The 16,518-nt window shown below is 47.5% G+C and carries 17 protein-coding genes and 1 tRNA gene; 2 read left to right on the top strand and 16 right to left on the bottom strand.

From position 1 onward, the window contains the following. Positions 1-106: 106 nt before the first annotated feature. From ACIDF8_RS11440 to ACIDF8_RS11385, 12 genes are all read right to left on the bottom strand, one after another. The gene (locus ACIDF8_RS11440) at positions 107-355 is read right to left on the bottom strand and encodes a helix-turn-helix domain-containing protein (protein ID WP_412010743.1); all 249 of its coding nucleotides are present in this window, start codon (positions 353-355) and stop codon (positions 107-109) included. Between the two features lie 262 nt (positions 356-617). After that, entirely contained in the window at positions 618-1,460 is an 843-nt protein-coding gene (locus ACIDF8_RS11435) for a YihY/virulence factor BrkB family protein (protein WP_412010742.1), read from the bottom strand. Positions 1,461-1,677: 217 nt separating this feature from the next. Further along, a complete protein-coding gene (locus tag ACIDF8_RS11430) occupies positions 1,678-2,442 on the bottom strand; it encodes a hypothetical protein (protein ID WP_412010741.1) in 765 nt (254 codons plus the stop codon). Between the two features lie 2 nt (positions 2,443-2,444). Beyond that, positions 2,445-2,633: a hypothetical protein gene (locus ACIDF8_RS11425; RefSeq protein WP_412010740.1), complete on the bottom strand. Its 189-nt coding sequence runs from the start codon at positions 2,631-2,633 to the stop codon at positions 2,445-2,447. A 259-nt stretch (positions 2,634-2,892) separates the two neighbouring features. Next, on the bottom strand, positions 2,893-4,230 hold the full coding sequence (locus tag ACIDF8_RS11420; RefSeq protein WP_412010739.1) for an FMN-binding glutamate synthase family protein: 1,338 nt from the start codon (positions 4,228-4,230) through the stop codon (positions 2,893-2,895). 2 nt (positions 4,231-4,232) lie between these two features. Further along, complete coding sequence (locus ACIDF8_RS11415; RefSeq protein WP_018987291.1) at positions 4,233-4,925, bottom strand: protein glxC; 693 nt, start codon at positions 4,923-4,925, stop codon at positions 4,233-4,235. Continuing rightward, the gene (locus ACIDF8_RS11410) at positions 4,913-5,809 is read right to left on the bottom strand and encodes a class II glutamine amidotransferase (protein ID WP_412010738.1); all 897 of its coding nucleotides are present in this window, start codon (positions 5,807-5,809) and stop codon (positions 4,913-4,915) included. Before ACIDF8_RS11410 ends, ACIDF8_RS11415 begins: the two co-directional genes overlap by 13 nt. A gap of 58 nt (positions 5,810-5,867) precedes the next feature. After that, positions 5,868-7,202, bottom strand: coding sequence for a type III glutamate--ammonia ligase (glnT, locus tag ACIDF8_RS11405; protein ID WP_412010737.1), 1,335 nt, complete (start codon positions 7,200-7,202; stop codon positions 5,868-5,870). 42 nt (positions 7,203-7,244) lie between these two features. Continuing rightward, positions 7,245-7,919, bottom strand: coding sequence for a sarcosine oxidase subunit gamma (locus ACIDF8_RS11400; RefSeq protein WP_412010736.1), 675 nt, complete (start codon positions 7,917-7,919; stop codon positions 7,245-7,247). A 2-nt stretch (positions 7,920-7,921) separates the two neighbouring features. Continuing rightward, positions 7,922-10,816 carry a 2Fe-2S iron-sulfur cluster-binding protein gene (locus ACIDF8_RS11395; protein ID WP_412010735.1) on the bottom strand — a complete coding sequence of 965 codons (2,895 nt, stop codon included), beginning with the start codon at positions 10,814-10,816 and terminating at the stop codon, positions 7,922-7,924. After that, on the bottom strand, positions 10,813-11,073 hold the full coding sequence (locus ACIDF8_RS11390; protein ID WP_018987286.1) for a sarcosine oxidase subunit delta: 261 nt from the start codon (positions 11,071-11,073) through the stop codon (positions 10,813-10,815). Before ACIDF8_RS11390 ends, ACIDF8_RS11395 begins: the two co-directional genes overlap by 4 nt. Before the next feature lie 18 nt (positions 11,074-11,091). Continuing rightward, on the bottom strand, positions 11,092-12,333 hold the full coding sequence (locus tag ACIDF8_RS11385; RefSeq protein WP_194746956.1) for an FAD-dependent oxidoreductase: 1,242 nt from the start codon (positions 12,331-12,333) through the stop codon (positions 11,092-11,094). A gap of 347 nt (positions 12,334-12,680) precedes the next feature. Between ACIDF8_RS11385 and ACIDF8_RS11380 the strand changes: the two genes are divergently transcribed. Both ACIDF8_RS11380 and ACIDF8_RS11375 read left to right on the top strand, forming a co-directional pair. After that, on the top strand, positions 12,681-13,334 hold the full coding sequence (locus ACIDF8_RS11380; protein ID WP_412010734.1) for a helix-turn-helix domain-containing protein: 654 nt from the start codon (positions 12,681-12,683) through the stop codon (positions 13,332-13,334). Then, positions 13,319-13,777: a GNAT family N-acetyltransferase gene (locus ACIDF8_RS11375; RefSeq protein ID WP_412010733.1), complete on the top strand. Its 459-nt coding sequence runs from the start codon at positions 13,319-13,321 to the stop codon at positions 13,775-13,777. Before ACIDF8_RS11380 ends, ACIDF8_RS11375 begins: the two co-directional genes overlap by 16 nt. Before the next feature lie 197 nt (positions 13,778-13,974). Here ACIDF8_RS11375 and ACIDF8_RS11370 read toward each other — a convergent pair whose 3' ends face one another. The 4 genes from ACIDF8_RS11370 to ACIDF8_RS11355 form a co-directional block, all read right to left on the bottom strand. After that, the gene (locus ACIDF8_RS11370) at positions 13,975-14,685 is read right to left on the bottom strand and encodes a PEP-CTERM sorting domain-containing protein (protein ID WP_412010732.1); all 711 of its coding nucleotides are present in this window, start codon (positions 14,683-14,685) and stop codon (positions 13,975-13,977) included. A 29-nt stretch (positions 14,686-14,714) separates the two neighbouring features. Continuing rightward, positions 14,715-15,506, bottom strand: a complete 792-nt coding sequence (locus tag ACIDF8_RS11365) for a DUF1566 domain-containing protein (protein WP_412010731.1) — start codon at positions 15,504-15,506, stop codon at positions 14,715-14,717. Between the two features lie 119 nt (positions 15,507-15,625). Continuing rightward, complete coding sequence (locus ACIDF8_RS11360; protein ID WP_412010730.1) at positions 15,626-15,958, bottom strand: hypothetical protein; 333 nt, start codon at positions 15,956-15,958, stop codon at positions 15,626-15,628. A 321-nt stretch (positions 15,959-16,279) separates the two neighbouring features. Then, positions 16,280-16,366: transfer RNA gene (locus ACIDF8_RS11355), tRNA-Leu, on the bottom strand. Positions 16,367-16,518: the final 152 nt, after the last annotated feature.

The raw sequence follows: 16,518 nt of genomic DNA, 5'->3' as shown, positions 1-16,518 counted from the left end.
CACATTTAAACCGAGCGCATATTGAATTGAAAAAAATTCAGTGAAAAATAAGCCTCACTCACTGAAAGAGCGCGCGCCATAAAATGTGATTTTTAAAATGAAATCGTTAGGCGACATGAACATGGGCCACCGGCGAATCTGGCTCCCAGCGGATCAAGGTAAACAAATCGCACTGCAGGTAGGCACAGAGCTTATTCAAGTGCTCAGTACTGGCGTTATAGGTCTGGTCTTTGAGCATGCGGTGCAAAGTCATGCGGCTAATGCCGCTGGCATCTGCAATTTCAGTAATGGTGATGGTTCTGCCCCACTCTAATTGTTTTTTAAGAATAACGGTTTTTAACTCTACGTAAATCACACAACTTCCTGACAACTTTTGATTGTTCGCGTTTTGCTAGCGCTTTGCTAAGCTTGGGTAAAGTTTAGCTGACGCATAGATGCCGGGGATTGACCGATATCAATCCCGCCTCAAAAACGCAATGACCTGAGGACAGCCAACATTATACAATTTTATAAAATGTTGGTGATGAGTGAAATGACGCATCTGTTGCCGGTTTGGTTCATTCGAAAACGATGACTTTGCAAGCTTTAATCTGAAGGTCTCTCTGCTAAGCAAAAAATTAGCGTTTGCTCGAGCCCAAGACTTGCGAATAGGCACGCGTAAATTCGGCCCCCATGAGAAATATTTGCGCGGAGTAATAGACCCAGATCAATAACACTAAAATAGACCCGGCAGCCCCATAAGCACTGGAGAAGGCACTGTTGCCTATGTAAATGCCGATCAGCCACTTGCCGATGGTAAACAAGACCGCCGTCATCACAGCGCCTATCCACACCTCTTCCCAGGCAATGTGGGCGCGAGGCATGGTCTTGTAAATCATGGCAAACATGCCGGTGGTCAAGGCAAAACTGACTACGGTATTTAGCGCGCCCGCAATAAATATCCAGCCTGAAAACAGCGGCGACCACCATTTGCTGATGGCGGCCAGCCCGGCACTAAATACCAAGGACACCATCAACAGAAAGCCTATCCCCAGAATCATGCCAAACGATAGCAGTCGCGCCCGTAATAAGTGCCATAAGCCGCTGCCTTCGCGCACAGGTGCTTTCCAGATACGGTCCAGCGAATCCTGCAACTCACCAAACACAGAAGTCGCCCCCACCAGTAACAACACCACCCCAATCACGGTTGCAGCGATGCCTTCGGTGGGGTGACTCACGCTCTCCAGCAGGGTTTGTATTGCCAGCGCCCCGCGTTGCCCCATTAGGCTATTCAATTGGCCGATAATCTCGCCCCGCGCGGCGTCCTGGCCAAACACCAGACCTGCAATTGAAATCACAATCAACAGCAGCGGTGCAATCGAAAATAGCGTGTAATAAGCCAGCGCAGCGCCCATGCTCTGCGCGTAATCGTCGCGCCAACCCACAAATGCTGTTTTCGCTAATCGCCAAATTTGTTTCATGCCTATCACCCACGACTTTTTATAGATGAGCTCGCTGAACCAAACAATGCCACCCCTTTTACGGCGGCAAACGCATTCAACAAGCCTTTTAACAAGCATAGCGAAAGACGCTCATCCGCCCTATCGGACTAAGGGATCACAAGCTGTCGGATATCGCCGACGGGCGAAATAGCCAGTGTTAGTGTGAGAATATGATTGGAAAGTGAAAAACTTAGGACTAACTGGCAGGCTTACCAGTTTCTTGAAAGGTGTCGTACACAGAAAAATCAAATTCGCGCGCACTGACAATCGCGTCTTGCCGGATCACCAAGGGCAAATTGTCACCGACCTTTTTGTAGTCCGTGGTGAAAATCACCTGCAACGAGTCTTTTTCACGATAGCCGCTGACAAATGGCAGAAAACTGATTTCCTGATCCGCGCCCTCGTTCTCATTAGGCTCCCCCATGGTCGCCACCCGCCCAACGTAGACCTTGCGGTCATCTAGCACCAGCATCAGGTTGCGGTCATTGATCATCGCCGAGAACAGCAACTGATCCAAAGGACTGTCAGAAAACAACTCCGACATAATGACAATATCGACTTCTTCATCGCTATCCAGTTGCAAATAGCGCTTAAGCCGCCAATAAACCCATCTTGAGATCAAAAACGGCATCAACAACGTGGTTAAAGCAACCACGCCTAACAGCGAATACAACTTTTTATCGACGGTGGTCAGGCCCAAGCCATGCGGCAGGTAAGCAGCCAGCAGATCGACATAATTGACGCCCAGTGTCCGCATCCCCAGACACACTGGGATGGCTAGCAGATTGATCAACACAACATGGAAAGCGGCGGCGGCAATTAAACACAAAATGCCGAGATAGGCCGCCTGCAGATAGAGATACTGCCCTTCGTATCGGTGCAGTTTAAAAAAGTACTGGGGATGATGATGACAGACTAGAAATCCTGAAACCAGGATCAGCAAGACAAATAACACCCCCATGGTTATTTTTGCAGGGGGAGATTCGCAATCTTTGAAGCGTCTGCCTGAAAACTGGCTGAACTGGCAATGCTGGCAGGGTTAATCGTCACGGTGCCACGCCCCACCACCTTCAATGTCGGGTATTTTTTCCTGGCATTTTTGACTTGCTCTGCAAGCAACTTACTATTGGCGCTCATCTTTAAGAATAGCATTTCAACCTCCGTTGAGCTAAGAATGTCGCAATCTCGCAGCCTTGTCAACTAGATGGGGATGGCTAAGGCTATTTTTGCGACAGTCTGAAATATTAAACCTTGAATGGAATAATATTCACTTTCAAAAGCGAACAGCGCTCCCCTACTGACACATGGCATCGCGTAATGGCCACAGGATAAGCGTACGATCATCTAGCAAACGTCAAGGGGCAAGATTTCTTAGTCTTGCCCCTTTTGCAGCATTGATAGTAGCTTTATATCAGAACGAAGACGTGCCTGGAATCCAGGTAGTGCCAGCGAGTGGAACCTTGGCCATGGCAGCAGATTCAATCGTGAGTGCCACCAAATCCTCAGGCTCTAAATTATGCAAATGAGATTTACCGCATGCTCTCGCAATCACCTGAGCTTCCATCGTCAGCACAGAGAGATAGTTTGCAAGACGACGGCCAGCTTTCACCGGATCTAAACGCTTCATCAACTCCGGATCTTGAGTAGTAATCCCTGCAGGGTCCTTACCTTCATGCCAATCATCATAAGCGCCGGCAGTGGTCCCAAGTTTCTGGTATTCCTCTTCCAGATGTGGATCGTTATCGCCCAACGCAATTAATGCCGCGGTGCCGATAGCGACAGCGTCTGCGCCCAACGCCAAGGCTTTAGCGACATCAGCGCCATTTCTGATACCTCCTGAAACAATCAGCTGAACTTTACGGTGCATACCCATATCTTGCAGTGCTTGCACAGCGGGTCGAATTGCCGCAAGAATCGGGATACCCACATGTTCAATAAACACCTCTTGTGTGGCAGCGGTCCCGCCTTGCATACCATCGAGTACCACAACATCGGCGCCCGCTTTCACGGCGAGTGTGACATCAAAATATGGACGCGTCGCACCCACCTTCACATAAATTGGTTTTTCCCAATCTGTGATCTCACGCAGTTCAGCAATCTTAATTTCCAAGTCATCTGGACCAGTCCAGTCTGGATGGCGACAGGCAGAACGTTGATCAACGCCTTTAGGCAAGCAACGCATTTTCGCGACACGGTCACTAATTTTCTGACCCAGCAACATCCCTCCGCCACCAGGCTTCGCGCCTTGGCCAATCACCACTTCAATGGCATCGGCTTTCCGCAGATCATCTGGATTCATGCCATACCGGGAAGGCAAGTATTGATAGACCAGGATCGAGGACTGACCACGCTCCTCAGGCGTCATACCGCCATCCCCAGTGGTGGTACTGGTCCCGACTGCGCTTGCCCCACGGCCCAGCGCCTCTTTTGCTGGCCCAGACAGTGCTCCGAAACTCATACCCGCAATCGTCACTGGTGTTTTGAGATGTATAGGTTTCTTGGCATAACGTGTTCCGAGGACCACATCTGTGCCACATTTCTCACGATAACCTTCAAGTGGATATCGACTGACAGAAGCTCCCAAGAATAATAAGTCATCGAAATGTGGCAATTTTCGTTTAGCACCCGCGCCACGAATATCATAAATGCCGGTGGCTGCTGCACGGCGAATTTCTGACATCGTTGCCGGATCGAACGTCGCAGAAAAACGCGGTTCTGTTTGCGGAGTTTTTTTAGAGGTATCGCTCATGATTAATATGCTCCTGCGTTATCAACATGGAAGTTATAGAGAGTGCGTGCAGAGCCAAATAATTTGAAGCTATCCGGATCCACCTCTGCGTGCCCGGATTTGGCCAGAAGGTCCACTAAAATATTGCGTGACTCCTGATCCATCTCCTTCTCTTCACAATCGGCACCCAGGCTCTTGACGTTACCGCGCACAAAGAGTCTAGCTTCGTATAATGAGTCGCCTAATGCCTCACCTGCGTCTCCAAGCACCACCAGATTGCCAGCTTGTGCCATGAATGCGGAAAAGCTGCCCACAGAACCGCCAACCACAATATCAGCCCCTTTGAGCGAGATGCCGCAGCGCAGCCCGGCGTCACCGTCAATGATTAACAAACCACCTTGTGCCGTTGCGCCAGCAGCATTAGAAGCGAAACCTTTCACATGCACTACGCCTGACATCATATTCTCCGCCACACCAGTAGATGCACTGCCGGTCACAGTGACTGTCGCCAGTTGGTTCATACCTGCGGCGTAATATCCGGCGTGACCATCGATCGTGACATTCACCTCAGCATTCAGGCCGACTGCGATGTTGTGAGCCCCATTGGGGTTGCTAATGACCACGTTTTTACCACTCAACTCTGCTGCAGGACGATGCAGATATTGATTCACGGTACGCAACTCGGTATTTTCCAAGTCAAATTTTAGACTTTCCATACGTACATCTCCTTTGGTGAAGGTTCAAAAACGTGAGCATTCTTCACATCAGGAAGGTGGGCCAAAGAGCGAAACTCTGAAGCGATCGCGACATAATCATCATGCTCCGCGACCACTGCAGGCTTACATGCAAATGGATCCCTCACCAAGGCCAATTGATCTTTGGTACCCATCAGCAATGTATAGAAACCATCCAGCTCGTCGAAACCATGTTCCAGGGCTGTTTTCAAATCGTCACCTTCACGCATACGCCACTCAAGGAAGCGGCAGGCTGCTTCAGTGTCATTGTCGGTTTCAAAATTGATCCCTTCATGTTGCAGCTTGCGACGGAGGCTGTTGGGGTTAGAAAGAGATCCATTGTGCACTAGGCACCAGTCTGTGCCCGCTGTGAATGGATGCGCATGCGCTGGGGTAATGGCAGATTCAGTCGCCATCCGTGTATGCCCGACCAAATGCGTGCCACTCAACGCTGGCAAATCGTAACGCGCAGCCACATCGGCAGGCAGGCCGGTATCTTTGTACACGTCGATCGATTGACCCACAGAAAGGATATGAATCTGCGGATAGGCTTGCTTGATCCAGCTTTTTACTTTCACGGTGTCCACTGCGGAGGTGAGAATCGCATGATTCCCCTTCACCGCGAGAGTGACTTGGTCTGAGTGTTCAGAATTAAAGTCTCGCTCCAATGTCTTCCAGCTAAAATCTGCCGTCGGTGCGTATAGACTATATTTCAACGCATTTGCATCCACAGGCGACGTAAACACCGCCATGCCAGCAGAGTCCGGCCCTCGCTCTGTCATCCCAATCAGCATCGGCATCATCAATTGGCCGATATTTGCGCGCATACTCTGGTTTTTAACCAGTAATCCTACAATCCCACACATCATTTTCTCCTATCAATACTTCATGTTCGATGACCAATGCGTCACGCACATCAAACAATTAAAAGAACTCAACATACCTATCAATTTCCCACTGGGAGACATGCCGTTGATAATCTATCCACTCCATGCGTTTGATCTTTAAAAACTCTTGGGCAAGATTTGCCCCTAGCGCATCCATGATGACCGCATCACTCTCAAGCGCATCCAATGCCTCACCCAGATTCTGGGGAAGTATGCCAATCTTCAACGCTTGAAGTTGCTCGGGGCTGTAATCGTAGAGATTCTCATCATGCCCTTTGCCAGGGTTTAACTGACGGGCAACGCCATCCAAGCCCGCTGCGATCACGGCTGCGGTGGCAAGATATGGATTACAGCTACCGTCAGGGAGCCGCAGCTCTAGGCGGCCATAAGGAATACGCACCAATGTCGAACGGTTATTGTTACCGTAACTGATATACGCTGGCGCCCAGGTTGAACCGGTTAATGAGCGCCCCACGACCAGCCTTTTGTATGAGTTTACGGTCGGATTACATAACGCGGTCAGTGCCGGGGCATGCGCAAGAATCCCACCCAGGAAATGATAGGCCAGGCTAGACAGCCCCAGACCAGAGGGATCATTGTCGTCTTGGAACAGGCTTTTTTCTCCATCCCCTATGGACATATGCATGTGCATACCATTGCCAGGCCGATTGCTAAATGGCTTAGGCATGAACGAGCAGATCATGCCCATCTCATTGGCGATTTCACTCGCAGCCATCTTGAATAAAATGTAATCATCTGCACTTTTGAGGCATTCGGAGTAAGTGTAGTTAATTTCAAACTGACCATTCGCATCCTCATGATCAATTTGATAAACATCCATCCCTGCCGCAATCAGCGATTCTGTTAACTTACCCAGATACTCAGCGTGTCTTGTAATCCCTTTATAGTCGTAACATGGTTTTTGCAACGTATCCGTTTCATCAAACGGCTGAATCTGACCCTGTTCGTCACGACGCAGTAATGAGAACTCTGGCTCTAATCCTGTGTAGAAAGTCCATCCTCGTTCGTTCAAGCGGGCAATCTGCTTCTTAAGAACGACGCGTGCGTCATATTCATGCGGTTTATTGTTGACATGCCCATCGCACACCACTCTCGCATAACCAGGTTGCCAAGGCACCAAGCCGATAGTGCTCAACTCACCAACCGCCATGTAATCAGGGCCATTGGGTGCAATGCCTGTCCCCCAAATTGCACCCCCAGCAAAACCTGCGCCCTTCGTCAGGATATCGTTGAGATGCTCAGCCGGCACGGACTTTACCTTGGCTACCCCATGAATATCGACGAATTGGGCAAGGACGTACTTGACCTTGTTTTCCTGCAAAAACTTTTGTGCTTCCTGCAAAGACTTCATTGAGTGCCTCACCTAAAATTTATTAATTAAAATTCGAAACGATCAAGAACTAGTTATCATCTGTTTGAAGTGAACATCCAGGCCAACAGCGCCTCCGCCAAACTCCCCGGCGATTTCGGTGAGCGTGCTCCACATGTAGTTACCATAGCTACCATCGCACCATAAGCGGTAGACCAGCTCCCCATTCAGCGATTGGCGGATTAAAGTCACAGAAACGCCAGCCACACTGGTCATCAACACAGCATCCGCAGCAAACGCGCTTTCACTCAGGTCTAGTGCACAAATTTCACTGAATGCACTGTGGAAATGCACGCCGCTTAGAATGAACGAAGCGTCATAACGCGCCACTTCATAAAGATGCTCTGGTGCATCATTTGCATTGATTGCAATCTGCCCCTGGTGGAAACCTTCCAATAAAAACTCACTCCGCCCAAGTCTTAACACCAATCCGCCAGCGTGATCTTTACGCCATGTATTGGGTGCTTCTGGCACGGTAAAGCCTTTGGACTCAAGCCATTCAACGGCCTTTGCGCCTTTAATCCCTACTCTGGAAAATGCGCTCACATCACAAATACCGAGCTTCTTCATCCTTTGCATCTCGATATCCGTATTTTCATAACTTAGAACGATCTCCATCCCGTTCAAGATTGCTTTCTTCATCGTTAACCCTGACTGCGCAAAACTGACGGGGGAGAGTCGATCAAATACCATTTCCATATTTAATCCCCTTCAATAAATGGTGACTGGACAACATAGGCCTCCACCATCTGGCCGCTGTCAGTTCTAATACTCAAGACGTCACCCAACGTTGTATTCGCTGGGGATACATATGCAAACCCGATGAATCTTTGCAGCGTAGGACTCAAGGATAGACTGGTGACCCTGCCCTCAATCTGGCCACTCTTGCTGATCACTAAATTGCATTCACATGGCACAGGGCCCTGGAAATCTGGCTTAAACGAAAAAGCCACCAGTTTTTTTAGCAGAGGACGTTTGCGGATAATTTGCAAACTGCGTTTACCGATAAAGAAAGGTTTATTGAGGTTGATGGCCCAGTCAGCACCAAGCTCAAAGGGGTTTGTAAGACCATCGGTATCATGTCCTACTAACGGGTGGCCCATTTCCAATCGAAGCAATCTTTGTGCCTCTGTCCCAAATGGTTTAACACGTTCATCAACGCTTCCACTGTCTAGCAGCAAATTCCACAACTTAAGCACAGCTGAGGCAGGTACATGAATCTCATAGGCCTGGTTAGAGACAAATCCAACGCGAATCACACGTGCCTTTATTTCTGCTATGGACGTATCGGCCACTGCACCTAATAAAAACTGGTCTTCAGAAAGGTCCAAAAGGGTGATTTTCTGCAGCACCTTTCTGGCCAATGGCCCGGCAATGTTCACCGCGCCATATGCGCCCGTGACATTGATGAAGGTCACATTCAGGCCCCAAATCTGATTCCACCGCTGCATCTCACGGTAAACCGCGGCGGCATTGCTGGTACTTGCGGTCACATAGAAGAAATTTTCTGCGATCCGGCACGCGACACCGTCATCTACCATCACCCCTGATTCGTCCAGCATTAAGGCATATCGGGAGCGCCCAACCCTTTGATCTTTAAAATTACCAGTGTAAAAACGTTCCAAAAATTCAGCGGCATTGGCGCCATGAATCTCTATCTTGCCCAAGGTACTGACATCAATGATGCCCGCTGCACTTCTGACCGCTTTTGCTTCGTTCTGGATAGATTGATCTTTGGTTTGCCCATCCACTTTGTAGTAGGCTGGACGTTTCCATGCACCAACGTCCGTGAACACTGCACCGTGTTCTGCGTGCCACTGATGCAGCGGGGTATCTCGATGAGGATGCAACCCCCTGCCTGCCAAATGGCCTATTGGTGTTGGATGAAAGAAGGGCCGTGCCGTTGTCGTGCCAATTTTATTGACTGGAAGACTTCTAATGCGCGCCAGAATTCGAATCGCATTCATGTTTGAATGCTTGCCCTGGCTGGGCCCCATGCCAACTGTCGTGAAACGCTTCATTAATTCGATGTTATCGAAGCCTTCCTGAGCCGCATGAATGAAATCTTTTACGCTGATATCCTCGTCGAAATCCACAAAGTTTTTACCTTTGGGATGCATCTCAATCGGATAAGGATGGCTAGGCGATGAGCCGGAAAAACTGTCTACGGTGGTGTCGTTTCCAACATACCCCAAATACTTGAGGGCATCAGAGGCAGCACGGGCGCCATCCTGAAGGCGTTGATTCAAGCCAAAAACACCGTTTACCTTACCTGCAGCGAAAATGCCATTGGGCAGTCTTGACGGTACGAATTGGTGTATTTGATCGTCATAACGCATGCCGGTGCCAGCCTGATAAAGCAATGCAGCAGCAGGCGCCCAGCCTGCACACATGACGATACCGTCGCAGTCAATCTGCGTGGATTTCCGAATATCGGCCTGCGCAGAGGCTTCATCGTAATCCGCGACAATCGCGCCTTTGACGCCTAGCTTGCCGGATACCGGCACAGCTTCATAGATGCAGGCACCGTTATGGATTGGGATGCCTTTATTTGCGACCACACTGGCAATGGCATCCGTCTCTCCACCCGCCCGCATATCAACAATCGCCGCGACCTCTACGCCAGATGCAACCAGATCAAGCGCTACACGGTAGCCATGGCTATTAGCGGTGACGACTACGCCCTTCAAGAATGGCTTAACGGCATATCGTGCCATGAGACGTTGCGCGGCCGAACCAAGCATGACCCCCGGTAGATCGTTGTTTCTGAACACAGGAGGTTGCTCAAAGGCGCCACTGGCAACAATCACAGCTTTAGCACGTACTTTTGTGATTCCAGATTCGTCTACAATTGGGATCAGATGATCAGAATAATATCCGGCTGCATAAGCGTTCGTTTTCACTGTCAAATTAGGCAGGCTTTGTGCTTCATTCAACATGTTTGCTAACTGTTCGTGATGCGCTGAATTGCCTGCATTGTCGTAAGCAAAACTTCCGCCGGGCTTGGCATTTTCATCTACCAAAAGCACCTCTAAGCCTTCACGGGCCGCAGTCAAAGCAGCAGACAACCCTGCAGGGCCAGCGCCAACCACAAGGAGATCGTAATGCGAATGTTGTTTCTTTTTTAAGAGACGCGGATAGTTAAAGTTCACCACGCCCAAACCAGCTGCGTTGCGAATGATGCGCTCCCAAAACGGAAACAAACCACGTGGGGTATGAAATGCTTTGTAATAAAAGCCAACGGGTAAAAGCGCCGATATCGAATCAAGAAAGCGTTTCTTATCCGCCAACACCCCGCCATCAACATTCACGACTTTGAGTTTCATCCCCGCTTTAAGCTGAACAACATCGGCCCGGATATTGGTATCGACACCATCCGTCACCATGATGTTGACGTCATGATTTGCCAGGGTAAAAATGCCTCTGGGGCGATGGTATTTAAAACTACGCCCTAATACTTTCTCGCCAGCCGCCCACAAGGCGCTGCTAATCGTATCGCCTTCAAAACCCTCATAATCTTTACCTTCAAATGAGAATTTGATTTTGTTGTTCCGATTGATCCACTCACCGGAAGTATTTTGCAACCTCATGCTCATTTAGCAGCTTCCTGTTCGTATAAGTAGGTACGTGCTACGTTGTCTGTTAAGGTGTCTCTTTCTGCAACAAACCAGGTTCCGCTAGGAGAGTGATACCACCATTCTTTTTTTAGCCCTGGCGCGCCATTGCGGTTATAAACATAGTCAGCCCACTCTTTGTCGCTGCATTCAGCTTCGGGCATATCACGTAGCTCACCACCAAAGACAAATTCGCTTAGTGGTCTCACGCCATTAATCGGGCAAGTAAGTAATTTCATTTCCAATCTTCCTGATGCTTAGTGACCGACCGAAGCCGCACCTTTTTCGCCAGTCAATTCGTACTCTTCAAATCTTGAAAGCCGGAAAGGCTTGATGAGATCTGGCGCCATATCGTTAGCAATCGTGGCAGCCATCGTTTTTCCACTGATCGGTGTAGCCTTGAAGCCCCATGTTCCCCAGCCTGCATCGAGATAAAAGCCTTCCACCGGTGTCTTGCCCATAATGGGAGAGAAGTCAGGGGTCATGTCTGCCATCCCGCCCCACTGTCTGACGATCTTCACATTGGAGAGGAATGGGAACATGTCTAACATGTGAGACGTCAGCCCCTCCACAAAGTCTAAAGAAGACCTGGTCGAATGCACCTCATAGGGATCCAGCGAAGACCCCATGACCAATTCGCCACGGGAAGATTGACTGACGTAGACATGCAAGCTACCGGAAACCAGGATTGAATCCAGCCAGGGCTTCATTGGCTCAGTCACACAGGCTTGCAAGGGATGAATGACAATAGGCGTATCGATGCCAGCCATTTTGCAAATGCGGGGAGTGAAACCTGCCACCGCTGAAAGCACTCTAGGAGTAGAGATATAACCTCGGCTCGTTTGTACCCCTTGCACCTTACCGCCCTTGATATCGATGCCAGTCACCTCTGTACTCTGAAATATATCGACACCTAACCTATCGGCGCCACGGGCGTAACCCCAAGCGACAGCGTCATGCCGAGCCACTGAACCTGGCCCATGATACAAAGCCCCTAGAATGGGCGCATGGCCACTGCAGCTGATGTCTAGCTGAGGGCAGGCTTTTGAAATCTCATCCGGACCAACGACATAACTGTCCACGCCCACATGTTTATTGACTTCAGCGCGCCAACGCATTGTCCGCATCGCTGATTCAGTATGTGCCAATGTGAAATGGCCGCGCGTTGAATAAAAAAGATTGATATCTAACTCTTCGGACAACCCTTCATATATTTTGACACTGGCATCATAGAAGTTCACGCCCTCTGGGGTCAGGTAATTAGACCTGACAATGGTGGTATTGCGACCGGTGTTGCCGCCACCCAAATAACCTTTTTCAAGCACGGCAATATTAGTCATGCCATGGTCTTTAGCCAGATAGTAGGCAGCAGCCAAACCGTGTCCGCCCCCACCAATAATGACTGCGTCGTAACTTTTCTTAGGGGTCACATTCTCCCTAAAAAACCGAGTCTCTTTGTACTCTTTACTCAACGCATATTTAAGCAATCTTAGAGGCATTCAACGCTCCGCAACGATCCAACATCAATCTCGACATGAAAATTTTATTCCCATCAGGAAACAACAGTTCCATTTATACGCATTGCAAAAACCGCTGTCAACGGCTTTATGAATATTTTTTTCCTACCAGGAATAAATTTACCTATTTTGCAATGATTTGGTGCATAATTTGGACTGATGAACCCATTTAGAGCATGGGGATAGCCTTAAAAAGTGGCTGAGGGTGGGTTAATGACTAGGATGATTAGTTAATTAATTCTCCAGCATAAACTTGATTTGCCGTCACTTGATTGATTGGGCTTGTGATAATTAAACGAGAAGTATGGATATGGGAGTTTTAGCCGCCAATGACCTCTGATTTGAAAAAAAATGTTGTCCCTATGACTGAAACAGAATCCAAACCTTTGGGTAAACACTTGGGTAATGTCATTAAAGAGGTCAGAAAACAACATGGCCTGACCATTGCCGATGTCGCTGAGAGAGCGAATATTAGTGTTGGCATGTTCAGTAAAATTGAGAATGGTCATGTATCGACCAGTCTTGAAACATTGGAACAAGTAGCCAACGCGCTTGGCGTAACGCTTTCAAGGCTGTTCCGCGACTACAACGCTCCCTCAGGAAATGCACAATTCGTTAAAAAAGGGCATGGTATGGAAGTGGTACGCCGCGGCACAAAGCTCGGCCACACATATCATTTATTAGCCTATGACCAAGGGCCTCAAAAAACTTTTGAGCCGTTCTTAATCACGCTGGAAGATCAGGCAGAAGAATTCCCCCCTTTTGAACATGGCGGGACTGAATTTATTCATATGCTGGAGGGGGTATTAGAGTACAAGGTAGGCTTGGAGACTTTCTTACTTGAGCCAGGTGACTCACTGACCTTTAGAGGAGACCAGCCGCATCAGCCAGCCAGACTCATAGAGGTCCCCATCCGTTTCCTGGCCATTATTCATCACGATCCAGCTGATCATACAGGAGGCAGTGAATGGACGCAGTCATAAGTATTCGAGATGCACAAGAAAAAGATGCCGCTCAACTCGCCAACCTTCTGCATGCGCTATTTAGCATAGAAGCTGATTTCAAACCGGACATGGAGAAACAAAAAGCCGGTTTAATTATGCTGATTTCGCAACCAGAACATGGGGTAATCAAAGCTGCATTTACAGAAGATGAGAAACTGATTGGCATGGTTAGTGCGCAACTAGTCATCTCTACTGCACAAGGAGCACGCTCTGCTTGGGTAGAGGACATGATCGTTCATGCAGAATTTAGACAGCAAGGAATTGGTAGAAAACTACTGCAGTCAGCATTAGATTGGGCAAAAGAAAAAGGAGCGACTCGTGCCCAGCTATTGGTCGATATTGAAAATGAACCGGCGATAGGATATTACCGGCACCTGGGTTGGGAAAGCACTCAGTTAAATGCGAGAAGATTATTTTTATAATTGATGTACATTTTTAACTAGTCATCTCTCATCGGCTAAGGTGAGAAAGCATGCTCATTCACAAATTACCTCTTTCTAAGTGGCTAATTTTTGTTATTTCGTAGTTGACTTCCCACGCTTTGATAGACAACGTTACAGTTTAATTAAACTGAACGGAGTAAATAATGGTAAGAGAACAATTTGCAGATGAGTTAAGACTAAGATTTACGCCTTACAGCCGCCCCTAAGAGTCCCAAGCCTGCCAACAGCATGAATGAGTGACTTGGTTCAGGCACTGAACTTGGTAGGGTATAGTTGCTTACAAGTAACCAAGAACCTGTTTCTTGTGACCCATATTGAGCATACCGAGAAAACCAATACCGATCATACGTGCCGAATAATTCACTGAAATATACTTGGTCAGTACCTGAGTGTAAATCCAATATTCCAACCATCTTTTCGCTAGGATTGGAAAAGTAAAAAAAGCGATCAAAGCCGCTATTGTAACTATTGCCTAAAACCCCATCTTCGAACGCATTTTTTGTATCAGCCATAAAGGTATCTATTGGAGAATCGGGATTATTCTTAAATTCTACAGAAGATACAGCGTTTGCAAATTCATAAGCCTCATCAATCGTTGCTAAATGAAAGTCAGACCACTTTCCTGTTGGAGATATTGCATTTAGGGTTTGCTCATAGGTGTAGTTCTTAAGTAAACCAAGTTGTAAGTAACGCTTACCATTTGCTGAGTTTTCAATAAAGCTACTGCTACCATCCCAGCTTAAGTTTCCTATTGCACCACCAGGGCTAGGGGTGGCTGGGGTTGGATTCGAGGGAAATGTGATAACAGGCATACCACCGCCACCAACTCCCGCAATCGAGCCGACTGAAAAGGTAAATAGTGCCACTGGTATTATGAATTTGAACATTTAAAATCTCCCCAAATTTAAATTACTGTTTATTTATGCTCTTTGTTCCAGCTTTTAGATATACCCAGCAAAACTAACCCAGCTAACAATAGAGTTTGGCTCTTAGGCTCTGGTACTGCTGATATTTGTCCTGGACTAATCGCCCAGGCATAAAATAGGTTGCTTACCTTTCGATAGTTCGATTGAATGCCATTGGTCATATCAAATGAATATACGGAATTAGGTAACCAGTATTCGCTTCCAGTCCAATAAAAGTAAGCTTTATCATTATAGAAAATATTATTTTGATCAACGATTGGTTGGTTAAACTCACCTCGTAACTCGCTGAAGCTTAGTTCAGCATACTCCTCTCCAGGATCAATACCATTTGCAATTGTTAAAGCATCTGTAGGGTTGAAAATTACTCTTTTTGTAGTGGGTAAACGCCATTCAGAGCTGCCGCCATAATTTTTGTCATTGAGATAGTTAACGAAAGCTAAAGCACCATACCACGATGTTCGCCCTAAATCGTCAGATCTGAAATCTACTGCGGAAAGGCTGTGATAGTGAACAAAAGGATCAAAAAGATCTGGGTCGTTATAAATGATAGGAGTTAATGCAATGATTGCATTAACAATAGTAGTGTAGCCTTGCTCTGCCATCATAGTTCCTAAAAGATTCGCATCTTTAGTCCATGTCACATCACTGACTGAGCTATAAACCAAATCTACACCATTTGAATTGTAAGAGGTGAGCGTGGCCTGAGCACTCAGGCTATTAAAAGCGATAAGTCCACTTATAATAGCCTTACCCATACTGCGATTGGGAAATCGATTAAACATATATATCCCTCAATATAATTATATTTGTACAAATATCCTTGGGATTAAATGTTATTTTTGTGACATACAGGAGAATTCAAATAAGCCTAACGGACTAGAGTTGAAAATGAAGAACGCGGTCAGCATTCAGAAAAAGTCAGACTGTCATGATTTAACTTCAAAGCCAAACCTCCCTCCCATTTACCGAGCCGCTGTTTATCCACGACCAATAGCGTTTGCGGCATGCCTGGCACTGCCTGCTTATTTGCCCAAACTATGAGGCTGTTAGCGACGTTATCAGCAATAACGCCCGGCCCTTTAGCATCATAACGACCAGAGGGCTTTGTCTCGTCACCTTTGCGGTTGTGGTGAATGATGTGAATACGGCAATCACACTCAATCGCTAACCGACAGAGTTGAACAATAAAATCCTTTTGCTGGTTATAGCTATCCTCTCCTAGAATAACGCGCATTAAGCTATCAATAAAAAAGTGACCTAAACGCCACCACTTACCCCCACAAATGGCGCGATTTGAAGGAAAAGCCCAGCTTGATCCTAGAGCTTATAAGGCTTATCGCCTGGTTTAGCATTACGTATTGGGTATCAGTAAGTGCCATTTAGAGGTATCTCCGAATGCAACGGATATCAGATACCCCAACATTACCCAAAAAAATCGGGGTAAGCAAAGGCGAAGTAAGACTAGTTATGGAACTATAAATTAATAAAAAATAAATGTAAGTTATTGATTTTATATTAATTAAGACAATTCTTGACCAGGATTGAATTAGCAATGTGGTGCCCGGAGCCGGAATCGAACCGGCACAGCCGTTAAGCCGAGGGATTTTAAGTCCCTTGTGTCTACCAGTTTCACCATCCGGGCGGTAGGTCTAGCAAGCTTTTTTATTCTAACACTGTCGTCTATTTTGCATAGCGGCCAGAATGTGTGCTTGAGAGAAATTTGGAGCGGGAAACGAGTCTCGAACTCGCGACCTCAACCTTGGCAAGGTTGCGCTCTACCAACTGAGCTATTCC

This window comes from Methylophilus sp. 3sh_L (assembly GCF_046766015.1).
In the GTDB taxonomy this organism is placed as follows: Bacteria; Pseudomonadota; Gammaproteobacteria; order Burkholderiales; family Methylophilaceae; genus Methylophilus.
Note: the sequence above shows the minus strand (reverse complement) of the source record. Positions and strands in the feature narration are given on the sequence as shown.